General features: G+C 44.4%; 10 protein-coding genes. 4 read left to right on the top strand and 6 right to left on the bottom strand.

Going from position 1 to position 14,414, the window contains the following annotated elements; genetic code table 11:
* Positions 1-87 precede the first annotated feature (87 nt).
* The gene (locus DW091_RS16295; RefSeq protein WP_118518690.1) at positions 88-894 is read left to right on the top strand and encodes a class I SAM-dependent methyltransferase; all 807 of its coding nucleotides are present in this window, start codon (positions 88-90) and stop codon (positions 892-894) included.
* A 41-nt stretch (positions 895-935) separates the two neighbouring features.
* Here the strand turns inward: DW091_RS16295 and DW091_RS16300 are convergent, their stop codons facing one another.
* From DW091_RS16300 to DW091_RS16310, 3 genes are all read right to left on the bottom strand, one after another.
* The gene (locus DW091_RS16300; RefSeq protein ID WP_058693066.1) at positions 936-2,318 is read right to left on the bottom strand and encodes an SLC13 family permease; all 1,383 of its coding nucleotides are present in this window, start codon (positions 2,316-2,318) and stop codon (positions 936-938) included.
* Between the two features lie 17 nt (positions 2,319-2,335).
* Complete coding sequence (locus tag DW091_RS16305) at positions 2,336-3,721, bottom strand: uroporphyrinogen decarboxylase family protein (protein WP_058693067.1); 1,386 nt, start codon at positions 3,719-3,721, stop codon at positions 2,336-2,338.
* 162 nt (positions 3,722-3,883) lie between these two features.
* Complete coding sequence (locus tag DW091_RS16310; protein ID WP_118518691.1) at positions 3,884-5,281, bottom strand: SLC13 family permease; 1,398 nt, start codon at positions 5,279-5,281, stop codon at positions 3,884-3,886.
* A 165-nt stretch (positions 5,282-5,446) separates the two neighbouring features.
* On the opposite strand from DW091_RS16310, the gene DW091_RS16315 reads away from it, so the two are divergent.
* Together DW091_RS16315 and DW091_RS16320 are read left to right on the top strand one after the other, a co-directional pair.
* The gene (locus DW091_RS16315; RefSeq protein WP_118518692.1) at positions 5,447-6,919 is read left to right on the top strand and encodes a hypothetical protein; all 1,473 of its coding nucleotides are present in this window, start codon (positions 5,447-5,449) and stop codon (positions 6,917-6,919) included.
* A gap of 94 nt (positions 6,920-7,013) precedes the next feature.
* Entirely contained in the window at positions 7,014-8,894 is a 1,881-nt protein-coding gene (locus tag DW091_RS16320) for a diguanylate cyclase (RefSeq protein WP_118518693.1), read from the top strand.
* A gap of 39 nt (positions 8,895-8,933) precedes the next feature.
* Here DW091_RS16320 and DW091_RS16325 read toward each other — a convergent pair whose 3' ends face one another.
* The 3 genes from DW091_RS16325 to DW091_RS16335 form a co-directional block, all read right to left on the bottom strand.
* A complete protein-coding gene (locus tag DW091_RS16325; RefSeq protein ID WP_096918881.1) occupies positions 8,934-9,830 on the bottom strand; it encodes a hypothetical protein in 897 nt (298 codons plus the stop codon).
* A 204-nt stretch (positions 9,831-10,034) separates the two neighbouring features.
* Positions 10,035-11,459 carry a trimethylamine methyltransferase family protein gene (locus DW091_RS16330; RefSeq protein ID WP_074616297.1) on the bottom strand — a complete coding sequence of 475 codons (1,425 nt, stop codon included), beginning with the start codon at positions 11,457-11,459 and terminating at the stop codon, positions 10,035-10,037.
* Positions 11,460-11,483: 24 nt separating this feature from the next.
* Entirely contained in the window at positions 11,484-12,728 is a 1,245-nt protein-coding gene (locus DW091_RS16335; RefSeq protein WP_058693073.1) for an MFS transporter, read from the bottom strand.
* Positions 12,729-12,953: 225 nt separating this feature from the next.
* Between DW091_RS16335 and DW091_RS16340 the strand changes: the two genes are divergently transcribed.
* Positions 12,954-14,360, top strand: a complete 1,407-nt coding sequence (locus DW091_RS16340) for a sigma 54-interacting transcriptional regulator (RefSeq protein WP_118518694.1) — start codon at positions 12,954-12,956, stop codon at positions 14,358-14,360.
* The last annotated feature ends 54 nt before the right edge of the window (positions 14,361-14,414 follow it).

Raw genomic sequence — 14,414 nt, forward strand, 5'->3', positions numbered from 1 at the left:
CGGGGCCTTTTGCATATTAGCGCTTTACACACCTTCTTTGTTGTGCTTTAATAGAATTAAAGAAAACGATTATAACAGGAGGGCAAAATGAAGAAAGAAATCATCATCGGCGACTGGAAAATGCCGGAATGTGATACGGAAGCGTCTATGAACATGTGGAACGCCCGGGCTCAGGAGTTTGCAAAGCAGAGAGCCGTTGAGGAGAACGACTGGGTAGCGGCGCTTGTTAAGCGGCACGGCATGCTACCGGCGGACGGCGCGTTCCTGGATGTGGGCTGTGGCGCTGGAAAGTATACGGTCTATTTTGCAAAAAAATGCGCCGAGGCCTGCGGGACTGACTTTTCAGAGGAAATGATTAAGAGCGCTGAGCAGCGGGCCAGAGAGTCCGGAACAGATAATGCTTTCTTTTCCTGTGACAACTGGCATACCCTGGAGCTTGAGAAAAAGGGCTGGAATGGGAAATTTGATTTTGTACTGGCCAACATGACTCCGGCCATCCAGTCGGCAGAAACCTTTGAGAAGCTGACCGAAGCCAGCTGTGGCTGGTGCCTTTACATTCATCCGGTTTTAAGAACCGGCTCGGTGGCAGACCGGCTTAAAAAGAAAATTTTCGGTAAAAAGCCAGATCCCCGCTACCCTCAGCTTCAGTACGCCTTTAACCTGCTCTGGGAAAAGGGGCTTTTTCCGGCTGTGGAATACCGGGAGCACAACTGGATTCGCAGCTTTGAACTGGAACGGGCCATTGATATTTTTAAAAACGACCTGAGAAGTAAAAGAGCCCTGACCACCGGCGAGGAAGCCAGCATCGAAAAATACCTGGTCGAGCACGCGGTAAACGGCATTGTGGAGGAAGAAGTCCAGACAACGCAGTTTGCTCTGTACTGGGAGGTGTAATTAAAAAAAGACTGGAGGAGGATTCCAGTCTTTCTTTGATGTTATATAAGTCCGATAAGCATCCAGTATGGAACAGCAATGGCTAGAACAAAGACAAAACTTAAGATCATTTTCGTCCCCCAGATTCTTGTGAAATCTTTTCCGCTGGTTAGATTATACCCCATGAAAATAAGAACAAGTGCCCATTGATACGGGAACAGGATCTCCGTAGTGGACAGGTTCATGGTGTAATAGATAACCAATGGGCTGATACCGAGGCTGAGGGCGATTTGTGTCAGCGGAACCGTTAAGGTTGCATAGGTGGCCAGCGGCGTGAGGAAGATCTTTGCGACAACACAGACGAGCCAGACAGCTCCGATAACAAAGAATACGCTTTTACCCTGAAGCAGTGGAAGAACTGCGTCGGCGATGATCTGGCCAATGCCCAGCGAGTTTGCGACATGACCAATGGACAGACACGCGGTGGTGAAGATGGCCATAGTAAAATTGATTTTACTGATATCAACAGGCTTGCCTACATTGATTCCCGGAATAAAGAAAAGCAATGGGATTAAAGCAAAGCCCCAGCCGACATCAATACCGTGCAGGTCACTGGTGAACATAAAGATAAACAACAGAGAAACAACAATGAGGGACTTTTTTTCTTCAAGGGATACTTTTCCAAGTTTTGAGTACTCTTGAATAGCGTAATCTTTGATATTAATCTGTTTTTTGGGCTTACAAAGCTTAATCACCATAAATATACAGACTGCGAGCCAGAGAACAAACGGAATATTATTAATAAAATATTGAATCCATGTTACTTGAACAGGAGCAACCTCCTTGCCTAAAGAAGGCATAATCGCAAAGGTTGGGTTGTACAGAAAGAACGTAGGAAACCAGGAGGCAAAAAAGCCGCCCATCATAATGCCCGCGCTTTCCCTTGACTTTTCAAAATTCAAGGCTTTACAGATACCAAAAGATAAAGCGGCCATTGGAACATACGCCTTGCCGGGTGCGATGAGATTTAGAATAATACCCGCAATGGCAAGCCCCCAAAGGATACCGCTGTAGGTACCGCCCGTCTTAATGATGCTCCAAAAAGCAACTCTGTTTAGCAGGCCGATTCTTTCCAGAACATTGGCGAGTAAAAACCCGCCCATAAACATCCAGGGAATATTGCTGAACCAAGCGGCAAAAGCGATGTTTGGTTCAGCCACCTTCAGCAGCATATAGGAAACAGGCAGGGCGACTGCCACAACAAAATTTGGCAAAATATTAAAAGCAAACAAAAGAATAGCCGTGAGTGTGATTGCGGAAAAGGTTCTCAGCTGAGGGGTAAAAACACCCTGCGTGGGAATCAGCATGACGATAATGGGTGCAGCGATCACACAGATCCACATGATCAATGTTTTGGGGTTGGTTTTACGAATAGCGTCTGGCATGGAGTGCCTCCTTTAAATTAAATGATTGTGAAAATCATTTTGTAGAGCATGTCTTCATAGGATTGAAGAAGAGGATCAACGGTGGATTCAAGCGATGTTTCAATTTCGTTTTTAGGGACATCTCTCCAATTCGTATAGAAAGGCGATTCAAATGAACTGACAGTGGTATCCGGCTTTTCGTATTGATTATTATCAGGTCCTTTAGCTGTTTCGCCCGCGTTTTGATAATTCGTATTTTCGGCAACATACTGGATTACAGCAGCATAGTTTTCGATATTAATCGTATCGAGGGACATCGCGCTTTTATCGAAATTAAAGATAAAGCGCCCGCCCGGAGCCATAATATCAATCATTTCCTTTGCCTTATCAATACATTCCTGTTTTGTGCCGGTTTTTGTCAGTGTGATGGGGTATAATCCAGATAGCACGTGCTTGTTGCCGAGCTTTTCCTTGATGACTTTGGGATCGCCGTATTCAAACTGTATCCGTGTATTTTCAGGAAGATCCTGGAGCAGATCAAGGTAACGCATCCAGTCATGCTCACAGAAAAGCGATGCTGTCTGCCCATTCTCTGCCATAATGTGGATAAATTTAGAGAATGAGGGCCAGTATATTTTTTCAAAGTCTTTTTTTCTTAAGTATGTTCCAAGATGAAGCGGCATAAAAACTTCCCCAAGCTTATGGGGTTTAGCTGGAAGTCCTCTTTTCACCTGCATGGGCAGCATTGCTTCACAGGCTTCAATAATTTTTTCCGGACGCTGACGGACATCCATGTAGATGCCCTTAACACCTCTTAAAAAATCACCGATAAGGTCAAATGAAGCCTGACATAATGTATTTGCGCCTGCCGGAGGTGTGAAGTAACCATATTTTTTAAAAACAGGGGCTTTAATAGCGTTGAATTTTGCCTGATGGTCATAAAAAGCTTTCATTGCTTCGGCTAAAATCATACCGGCTCTTGGAGAATCGGTGTCCAGATTTTCGAAGATACGCGGTAAGGATTTTGTAACGATAAAGGTGTAGGGGTCCTTTATGAAGGCATCGTATTCATCTGCTTTTAGTGTTTCGAGATCAGTGTGCTGCATATAACCAGTTTGTCCCATTGAGTAACCTCTTGAGCCAAGCAGCTTAAAGACAGCGGGATTTTTTAAAATGCCGCCAACAGCCGGTGTATCGGATGGGATGAATTCACAGACACGGTCCATAGCGGCAGTTATGTTTTCGGGATCGAGATCCCAGAGGGTTTTGCCGACAGGAATTTCTGAATACTCCAGTGCGGCCTCAAGCGTCATTGAGGCTTTGATTGGTACGCGTTTAGGGATAACACCACTGTATACATCTTCAAATAATTTCGTTCTTTCCGCCTTTTTTTCCTGGGCGCTGGTCATTTTTTGATCACTCATTTCAGTATCCTCACATATTCAAATGATTTTTGAAGTTCAAACTTTTTTCCATTGCAATGTCTTGACAGAATTATATATTATCTTATAATTACGAATCAATGGAATTGAAAGACTTGTCAATTTACAGCGGTTGACACTTAATTGACAGCGTATTCAAAAGCGTTAAATCAAACCAATTAGCCGCCAGTATGGAATATAAACCAGAAGCATGTAAAAAAAGTTAAGAACCATAACCGTTCCAAAGATTCTGGTATAGTCTTTTGTCTTTATTAAGCCAAAAGAAAAATAGAAAAGGGGAAGCGCCCATTCATAAGGAAAAAGGACTTGGCAGGAGGCCTGATACATTTGGTAGTAGATTACCAGAGCGTTAATGCCGAGCGACTGGGCTGCCTGTACAAAAGGAACTGTATAGGTAGCCCAGATTGCGAGAGGAGTCAGAGCGAGGTTGGTAACGACGCAGATTGCCCAAATAATCATGAGGGTAAGTGTAACATTTGAAGCGCTGAGGTGAGGAAGGATCAGGCCGGCGATAAGACTGCCAAATCCAATATAGTTTGCCACGTAACCAATGGACAGACAGGAGGCGATGAAAACAATCATACCAAAATTGACAGAAGTGAGATCCTCAGGTTTACCAAGCTTTATTCCAGGGAGGAAAAAGACCAGTGCGACTAATGGGAACCCCCAGGCAAGAGGAAGATGATGGAGACCTGAGGTCAGGAAATACACAAAGACCAGAGCGCTGACAAGCGCTGTTTTTTTCTCTGTTTTTGACATCGGCCCCATCTGCGCAAGTTCATTTTGGGCGTGATCTACCGCGTTCAGCCCGTGCTCTGGTTTTGTGAGACGGGCGGTAACAAAGACAATGATAATAATCCATAGGATGCTGGGGATATTATGGTAAAAGTATTGAAAGAAGGTTAAATGTGTCTGAGCCACTGTTGAGCCTAATGTCTGCAGGTTATTGATTTCACTGCTGTAGATAAAATACTTTGGCATATAGGACGAGAAAAATCCCGTCAGCATGATCCCGGCAGAGGTAGATGATTTTCCAAGCTTCAGTGCTGCGCAGATGCCATAAGTGAGCATGGCCATTGGGATATAGCTCTCCCCTGGTGCCAGAAAATTCATGATAAATCCAGAAAGTGTGATGGAGAGCAGGAGCTTGTAATAAGTATTGCTGGCATGCTCAATGAGCACATAAGCAATTCTTTTAAGAAGGCCGGTCCGCATGAGAATATTTGACAGAATCATGCCGCCCATAAACATCCAGGGGACAGTACTTGTCCAGGGCGAAAAAACCACCTCTGTGGGGGCGAGATTTGTGATATTATAAAATATAGGCAGAATGAGCCCGGCAATAAGTTGAGGAATATACCCAAATGCAAATATAAAAATAGCAGCTATTGTGATGGCCGAGAAAACCTTTATCTCATAGGTAAAAGTCTCGTTTTCAGGTATCAGCATTATAACGGCTGGTACCAGAAGCGTTACAAACCAGGACCATTTTTCTTTATTAACAGCTGCGAAATATTTTTTTAGAGTAAATAGAATATTCATATACCTCTCCTTAAAATGACATGTAGCTAAATGCCAGGTATTCGTATTTTAATTTGATTTTACAAAGAAGCTTGAAAACCGTCAATGTGCTGGATGGAATTGTCAATTTTCTAAAATTGACAGTTTATGGACAAACTTACAGCGTACCAGAGCGAAGGAGGAAAAATGGAAAGTTATCAGGAATTATCACGATTGGGGTATTTAATGGACCTGTTTCATGTGAAAGGAATGGAGCTGGCTGATTATCTTCATGTGGATACTTCATTAATCAGCAAACTGAAAACGGGAAAACGAAAAATCAACACGAATTCTGAGATTTGTGACGAGATTGTAGATTTTTTTATCATGTTGGATAAAAGGTCGAATTATGCGTCCGTAAAAGGACTGCTTATGGAAGCGGGTCAGGCTTCAAAAGAGACAGAAGCAAGCGCGCTGAAGGTACTCCTAAAACGCTGGCTGGTAGAAGAAAATGACGCAAACAGCAGTTTTACAGACAAGACAGTCTATACAACAAAGGTCAAAATTTTTCAGGGAAAAACAGGACGCAGGAAGGCGGCTCAGGAATTTATTCAGTCCGTTTTATTGGAAAAAACAGCGCAGGATGTTTATGTGTTGGACTGGACAGAACACTATAGCTGGCAGTCAGAGGATACGGAGTTTTTTAAGGAGTGGAAAAAGCAGTACTTGAAGATTGCGGAAAAGGGACACCGGATTGTTTTTTTAATTTCGCTGAACCATAGTATTGACTATTTGATTAATACACTGCTCTATCGTCTTCCCATGCTGCTTACAGGCAATGTTCAATATCTGTATTATCCTGTGTATTCCCCACTTCTGTATAAACATAACATTGTCGTCTTAAAGAACAAAATGGCTTTGGTAAAAATTGCTGCAGATGAGATTACCCAAAAAGATATTACGCATATGTATACGGATTACCCAACAGTGAGACATTATGAAGAGCTGATCAAATCCGCCTATACGCTTTGCAAAAAATCGCATGAAGTAATCCATCATCAGGAAATACGGGAGTTGATTAAAAAACTTCCCTATAAATTGGGCAATACCTATGTTAAAACAAAAATGCCCTTTTCACTCGTTACGACCAGCCAGAATTTTGAATGTATTTTAGCTAAAAACGATATGGAGGAAGAGGAACAGAGAGCACTGCGTGAAATTCATAAAATACACCATAAAAAATTTTCTGAGGATGTTGTCAATTTCAAGTACTGTCTACTGGTTAACAAAGAAGCTTTGATACAGGGGCTGCACAGCGAAATGATCCCGTTTCATGAGCTTACATTATTTACAGGAAGAGAAATTACATTGGATAAACAGGATGTTTACAGACAAATTGAGTACTTGATCTGGCTGCTGGTTACTTTTCCAAATTTTAATGTTGCTTTTTATCGAAGCGGACAGGAAAATCTTCTCGACGGTTTAAACTTGTGGTTAAATGAAAACGGACCGGTTATTATCAATCAGGAAATAGACGATGACTCTTCTATTATTATGGATGAACCATCCATCTGTACCGCATTTTATGTTTATGCAGAAAAATACTGGTATTCGATACCATCGGTTGAAAGAGAAAAAGAGTCTGTTATTCGGCAATTAAAAAATATGTTGTTGAGTTAGAACGTTTGGTGTAAGCTTCAGTCATTGACTTATAATAGGACTTCCGATATACTGAGGTTATCAGACAACAAGATTGGAGAAACGAGGCGTAGGGATGAGAGATAAGCGCAGACGCTCCAGCCGGCTGCTCAATGGCATTATTGTTATTGCGGCAATTCTGGTTGTGATTGGCGTTTCTTTTATATATGTTAAATCCGTTAAGGGAAAAGTCTCAGAAGAAACAGGCCAGTACCTGGAGGAGGTCGGAATCCAGAGTGCTGCGTTGATCAAACAGAAATTTGATGACGACCTCGAAAATCTGAAGGCCGCCGCTGCGGTTATCGGCGCAACAGACCTGGCTCTGGACGATGACCAGATTATGGAGGCGCTGCAGCAGACCGAGGAAGCGCTTAAGTTCAGAAACGTGGCTGTGGCTGAGCTGGACGGAACAGCCTATGAGATTAAGGACAGTGCTGTCTATACCGTTGACGTTTCAGAAAAAGAGCACTTCCGATATGCCGCGGTCGGTGTGCCGACGATTTCTAATCCGACAGTGCCAGAGGACCATTCCGAGGAATCCATTGTGCTGGCTGTCCCGGTTTATCGGGATGACGCCATCATCGGCGTGATCATGGGCCGGTACTATCTGAGCGATCTTACCGAGCTTCTTTCTGTCAACACCTTTGACGGAAAGGGTTATTCCTATATGGCCCGGCGCAGCGGTGAGGTTTTTGTTACCTCCAATAATGAGAATGCCGATAGAACACTAAAAAATCTGAATACGGATTTTGAGGACTCCCATTTTGAGGATCCTTTTGCCCTCCAGACCATGCAGGTCAATATGCTGGAAGGTAAAAGCGGCAGTGTCTCCTATGTGTGGAATGGCACCAGCCGTACGATGCGCTATCTGCCGGTGGGCATCAACGACTGGTATCTGCTCTCCGTTTTACCCAATGAGGTGGTCGAAAGCCGGGCCACAGGGCTGGTGGTGCAGGCGGCGGTTTTCTGCTGTGTTCTCTTTGGTGTCTTTACCGTGCTCAGCCTGTATGTTCTCGGAAATCAGAGACGCAAAAATGAAGAGCTCCGCAAGACCCATCAGGAGCTTGAGACCAATGAACAGCGCTATGAAATCGTGATGGCCCAGTCAAAGGATATTATTTTTGAGTGGAATATAAAGACCGGGCATATTTATCATTCGGACATGTTCAGGCAGAAGTTTGGCTTTGAATCTCCCAGTGAGAATTTTCCAGAAGCAGTCCTTGAGGCCAAAGGGGTGCCCGAAAGCGATGAGTCTGTGTTCCTGGAAATCTACCAAAAAATTGCCGGTGGAGCGCCCTATGCTGAGGGCGAGTTCCGTGTGTATGATAACACTCATTATCCGCGGTGGTGCCGCTCCCGGGTCAGCCTGATTGTTGACGAAAATGGAGAGCCGAGCAGAGGCATCGGGATCCTTATCGATATCGATGAGGAAATGCGGGAAAAGGAAAAGATTATGGAAGCCGCGGAAAAAGACTTCCTGACCCAGACCTTTAATAAGGGCGCGGCGGAAAGCCGCATTGAGCTGTGGATGAAAGAAAACGCTGGCGCTCAGAGGGCTGGGCTGCTGATGATTGACGTGGACAATTTTAAACAGGTCAACGATACTTTCGGGCATATTTCTGGCGACCGCGTACTGCGGGAGGTTACCAAGAAAATCTCCGCTATTTTCAGAGAAAGTGATGTCGTGGGAAGAATCGGCGGCGATGAGTTTGTCGTACTTATGAAAAATATTCAGGATACAGAAGCAGTGACCAGAAAGGCTCAGGAGATCATCAGGATTTTTGAGAGCTGCCGCGTCGGGGTACAGAAAGAGTACTGTATTTCCGGCAGTATCGGCATTGCCCTGTTCCCGGAAGACGGAACCGCCTACAAAGAGCTGCTGGGAAAGGCCGATCAGGCGCTGTACTACGCAAAGGCCCACGGAAAAAACCAATTTGTTTATTTCAAAGAGGATTAAAATAAAAAGCTTCGCTGCCTGGCGAAGCTTTTTTATTGGCTAAAAATTATGTTCAATGGGGCCTGTATGGTTGATCTGGCTGTAAATAATCTGTATATGGCATTTTGGCGGTGCTGTAGCAATGCTGCCTGGCCATCTGAAACGATTGCCATCCTCAAAGGGCAGGTTATTTAAAAGCGCGTTTACCGTATCCAGGTAGTAAAAGAAATTTCCGGAAACCGTCAGAGAGTTTTCAGGATAATCACCGTAGGTCCAGCCAGCATTTAAGCTGTCACGCCCCTCCAGAGTCCGCCCGCTGTTCTGCAGAAAAGGCTGGCAGAAGGCTTCGCTTTTTACGGTGCGCTCAAGGGTGACCGGTTTTGAAGCGTTGACGGGGCTGGGTTCTGGCCTCAGGATTGTTTTTCCATAGGCTTTAAAAAATTCAGGATCATTTAAAAACAGGACACCGTCAATGGCGCGCAGCGTTTCTGGGTCGTTGGTTTGAAATGTATTGTAGCTGCCGTCCCCCTGAGGCAGACTAAACAAGACCTGATCTTCCTTGATGGACAGAAATCGGTACTCCCCGCCGCTGCTGAAGGCGGCTGTTTTATGCAGCCGGTCCACTGTGATATCAAGAGAGGCGCCATTGCCTTTTGTCGTTGTATTCACCCAGTTCCAGAAGGGCAGCTCCTCCAAAGAAGAAAAGTCCAGCGTGTTTTCAGGAAAACCGTCAGACAGATAGAGGCGGATAGAATAATTTTTGCTGCTGTACAGGTTGTTCTTCATCCAGGACATAAAGGTGTCCTCTGCGTCTGCTGAAGCTTGCTGAGGTGCATTGCCTTTGTCCTCTAAAGCAACCTGATAGACGAAATAGATAAAAAATGCTGTGAGAATCACAGCCAGGATAAGCCGTGTGATGAGCATCCGTTTTTTCATTTTTTTAGTGTCATAGCTCATGTCAATCCTCCGTATGAAAAGCATATCATAAAGAAAAGCGGCTGGCAATGGCAGAGTACGAAGAAAGATGTTCACAGAAGCGAAAACAAGAAGATTTTTATGGGAGATCGGGCGGAGATACCGGTATCTGAGATTAAGCGGGCATAGAATGAAGGGCAGCCTGCCGTTTTTATGAGTTGGCGGCAGGCTGCTTTTTACAGGCTATTAATTTTTAATCTGAAGGTCTTTGGGAATATATTGATCAATGATTTTTCTCTGTACCTGGTCGAAATCGCCGGGTTCATACTCAGCTATGCGGTCAAGGTATTTTTTTCGGGCTTCAGCTTCAAGGCTTGGACGGCCCTGGGCCATCCATTCAGCGGAGCTTTCTTTAAAGTATAAAGATGAGCGGTAGAAATCTTCCCGGTAAGCCCGGTCTGTTCTCGCGAGGTAATTCCCCGCTGGGCCTGCTTTTAGAATTTTATCGATTTTCATACGCTTTTCATCAATGGCCACAGGTGCCAGTAATTTTAAAATGGATTGAACGTTTTCTTCATCCATGATGAATTTTTCGTAGCTGATGGTATTGTAGGAATCCAAGACCCCCAGAGACTGTGCGACCAGATCCGGATTTGAATGGTAGGCAAAATAAAACATCATAAAGGCTTCTGCCCCACACTGATAATCAAGCTCCTTGGCGTCTGCCAGTCCGGTGGTGCCAAGGCTTGGCAGGCCATAGAAATCAGCCATATCCTTTTCTGCCATCATGCGATAGGGAGATTCGGGGGTGGCCACAACACAGGAGGTATAGCGCAGATCGGAAAGCATGGAAATCAGGCTGTACATAACTGGATTTCCTGGGTTGATGGTCTGGGAAAGGGTGATGACTCCGAGCTTTTCGGCGTTGCCCTGAAGCAAGGTGCCTGCGAGGGTCGGTGGTGTTGTTAAGCCGGGCATTCCGGAGCCCTGTGCCCAGAGGAGTTGGTTGCATCTGCAAAAAGACAGTAAAGTTTCGCATGTATCCTGGGTCAAGCGAAAGGGTGACGCAGTGCTGATGCAGATCATGGCATAGACGTCCTCGTCACTGGCGCCGCCGTAAAACTGTTTGATCAGTTCAAAGCTTTTGTCAGAAATTTCGCCGCCTTCACAAAAGGTTTGAACCGGTTTAGTAGAGTAAGCAAGGGTGATTGCCAGGCGCGTCATGGCATTGTCGAGGGGGGACAGCGGCAGGTCGCGCGGCCTTAACATATTTGCCCCTACGGTCCGCATTAAGTCGCTGGTTTCATGCAGTATTGTGAAATCCACCATGTCTTTCATGGTCGTTGGCCGGTAATGGCCGTTTTCCAGGACATTCATAGGCCCAAGGGCCGGAGCGAGCTTTGTTTTGCCATCCCGGATACTGAAAGTCTTTCGCCCATCCCGTCCGCGAAGTTTAAAATCTTTGGGAGCCTGTTTTATAGCGGCCTCAACCTTTTCACGGGGATAGTAAACGCGCTGACCCTCAACGCGAAATCCTGCTTTTTTACATATTTCAAGGATTTCATCACTCTCGATGATTTCACCGTTATTTTCCAGCAAATAGAGAGATTTTTCATGGATTAATTCCATTTCTGTTTTTGATAATACAGGTTGATAATTTGCGATTTGCATTTTTTCCTCCATAAAGTGATGTTATTAATGATTGCTTGTTTTTGTTTTTAGGATTGATTTCTTCAGAACAAAGGTTGCTGCGATTCCGACAACACAGGAAACCAGACACAGAATGAAGATTTGCTGATAGCCCGAAAAACCATTGGCGTCAATCATGCCACCGCCGACTTTATAGAACCAAATGTCACTGGAGTATCCCACACAGGAGACAAAACCGGAGATGGTTCCAGTATATTTAGCAGAAATACCCGCTTCCGAAATCGGGATAAAGCTGCAGGTGACGGAAATATTATATAGTGCAGATACCAGACATAAGGAGGTAACAATTACCCAGGCAAGTGCTGGATTCAGCGGTGTGAAAAGAACCATTGCAAAGGCCAGGATTCCGATGACAAAGGCGATCCGCATGACGATCGACGACGCGCCGATTTTATCGCGGAGCCATCCGGCCAGCGGGTTAGCCACTAAGCGCACCACCTGCTGCCGGAAAATGGCAATAACTGAAATCCATGCCACAGGAACAGCAAAGTATTCGCTCATATAGGGCTGGAAATAGCTTTGGGAAGATTTTGGAATGTAGGCGCACAAAACAACAATGGCCATAATCCAGACAATGGGCATTTTTAATACCTTTCCAAGATCACGAAGATTGACTTTGCTCTCTTCAGAGCCTGTATCCGGCAGGGCTTCCTTTTCTTTGAAAATGACGAAGAAGATAAGCGTCGGGACAGCAACGACCAGGGCAAAAAAGATGATCAACGCTTTGAAAGCTGTCACATTTTCGCCCAGCCCACTGTATAAAGCGGTCGCGGCAAAGCCCTCCAGCGCGCCGAAGATGCCGGAAAAGGCGAAAAACAGCCCATAGAGTTTTCCCTGCTCGCTGTCATCCCCCATAATGCGGATAAATTTGATGATTGCTCCCCAAAAAGTAAAAATAGTGGTGACGGCAAAGCCAAATTGAATGACAAGCATAATTGGAAGCGGAGGAATCAGCAGCATGCAGAACCCAAGCGCTGCCGTTCCTAAATAAGAGACTGTTATCAGGGCTTTAACGCTAAATTTGTCTGAGAGATATCCGCCGGGAAAGTATAAAATAACGGAAACAATCCCAAAAACAGTCATCATTGAGCCGATCTGCTCATTGGTAAAGCCAAAGGCCTGCTGCACAGGGATATAGTACGTTTCCAGCATATACGGGAACTGCCAGACGGCCCCGTAGCTGATGGTCACTAACAGAATGATGATCCACCTTTTCTTTTTAAAATCCATTTTCAGTGCTCCTCAATAAAAATATTTAACCGGTTATGCTGGTTATAATAATGCAAGTTGTGTGCCAAGCTTGTTTTTCCTTGATAAAACACTAAAAATTTTAAAAAAGTGTAAAAAATAATATTAAAATAGTGAATTGAGCAGATTAAACGGTATGCTCTTTTGTGTTTTTGTACCGTTTGTGGTACAATATGTTCCTATAATGGACATAGAGGTACATGGAAAATGGATAAAAAATATAAACCGAGTAAAGAATATCTGGCCTATCTGGATTCACTGCCCAAGAGCTTTTTTGTAACGGTGCTTGAAAACAGCTATAATGAGCACATTGTTTACGATGCCGATGGAAAAATCCTTTATGTAAACCCCGCCTGCATAAGGCATTATGGCTTAAAGCCGGAAGAGATGATTAACCGCAATAACGCGGATGTGTACCAGGGCTACTGGACGCCACCAGGGCTTGATGTTTTTTATGTTAAAAAAGATACAGCGTTCCTGCGTCAATATTTTATTCCTTCAGATTCTGTTTTTTATACGATTGGTGTTCCGGTCCTCAATGAAGAGCAAGATATTGAGATGATTATTGGGACAGTGCAGGAGGAGCCGGTAAAGGAATGGGATGTTGATTATAATAAAAAAAGCAGAACCTCTAAGAGCCATTTTAAGTCGGAAGAGATTCCCTTAATCAGCGTTTCATATCAGTATTGGAAGATTGTCAGTGAATTAAAAGAAGTATCGGAGTCGACTATCCCCATTATGATTCTGGGCGAGTCTGGAACTGGTAAGACCTATATGGCAAAATATATTCATGAAAACAGCCACAAAGAAGGCCTTTTTATGGCTTTGAACTGTGCCGCTATTCCAGAAGCGCTTCTGGAGTCAGAACTGTTCGGCTATGCCGGGGGTGCGTTTACCGGCGCCAGTAAAGCCGGAAAAGTAGGATTAATTGAAATGGCCAATGAGGGAACGCTGTTTTTAGATGAAATTGGGGATATGCCGCTGTCAATACAGGCAAAACTTCTGGATGTTATTGAGAATAAACGCTATCTGCCTGTGGGCAGTACAAAAATGAAGTATGTAAATACGCGGATTATAACAGCTACCAATAAGGATATTGACCAGCTGGTCGCTGAGGGTGAATTCCGGGAGGATCTCTATTGGCGAATCTGTACCTTTAAGGCCATCATCCCGCCGCTGCGAGAACGGGTAAAAGACATTCTTCCTCTGGCAACTTTTTTCTTGAAAAATTTTAATCTGAGCTATAATAAGTCGAAAAGATTCTCAAAAGAGATCATTAGTTTTTTTCAGGAATATCCGTGGCCGGGTAATATCCGGCAGCTTAAAAATCTGATTGAACGGCTGGTTGTAACAGGACGGGGAAATGAGATTTCCATGAAGAGTCTTCCAGATTACCTTTTGGAGGAAACAAAGCGGTTTCCGGATTATCAAAAATCTGGCGTGGGCTTTAACAAACGTGTAGACGCCTTTAAAAAGGAGCTTGTGCAAAAAGCGTATGAACAGTATCCAACCATCAGAAAGCTTGCGCAGGCCCTGGAGGTAAGCCCGACAACTGCCCAGAGATTAGTAGAGAAATACTGTAAAGAGGTTTCTGAAAGATCGTCGGAAATGTAAAAAAAGCAGCTGTGGCGGGCTGCTTTTTTATTGGTTAAAAATTATTTTTGATGG

Origin of the sequence: Eubacterium sp. AM05-23, from assembly GCF_003477535.1 — a bacterium.
Lineage (GTDB): Bacteria > Bacillota > Clostridia > Eubacteriales > Eubacteriaceae > Eubacterium > Eubacterium maltosivorans.

Coding starts and splice junctions, on each gene's coding strand:
- DW091_RS16295 (WP_118518690.1), top strand. CDS start 88: ATGAAGAAAGAAATCATCATCGGCGACTGGAAAATGCCGGAATGTGAT.
- DW091_RS16300 (WP_058693066.1), bottom strand. CDS start 2,318: ATGCCAGACGCTATTCGTAAAACCAACCCCAAAACATTGATCATGTGG.
- DW091_RS16305 (WP_058693067.1), bottom strand. CDS start 3,721: ATGAGTGATCAAAAAATGACCAGCGCCCAGGAAAAAAAGGCGGAAAGA.
- DW091_RS16310 (WP_118518691.1), bottom strand. CDS start 5,281: ATGAATATTCTATTTACTCTAAAAAAATATTTCGCAGCTGTTAATAAA.
- DW091_RS16315 (WP_118518692.1), top strand. CDS start 5,447: ATGGAAAGTTATCAGGAATTATCACGATTGGGGTATTTAATGGACCTG.
- DW091_RS16320 (WP_118518693.1), top strand. CDS start 7,014: ATGAGAGATAAGCGCAGACGCTCCAGCCGGCTGCTCAATGGCATTATT.
- DW091_RS16325 (WP_096918881.1), bottom strand. CDS start 9,830: ATGAGCTATGACACTAAAAAAATGAAAAAACGGATGCTCATCACACGG.
- DW091_RS16330 (WP_074616297.1), bottom strand. CDS start 11,459: ATGCAAATCGCAAATTATCAACCTGTATTATCAAAAACAGAAATGGAA.
- DW091_RS16335 (WP_058693073.1), bottom strand. CDS start 12,728: ATGGATTTTAAAAAGAAAAGGTGGATCATCATTCTGTTAGTGACCATC.
- DW091_RS16340 (WP_118518694.1), top strand. CDS start 12,954: ATGGATAAAAAATATAAACCGAGTAAAGAATATCTGGCCTATCTGGAT.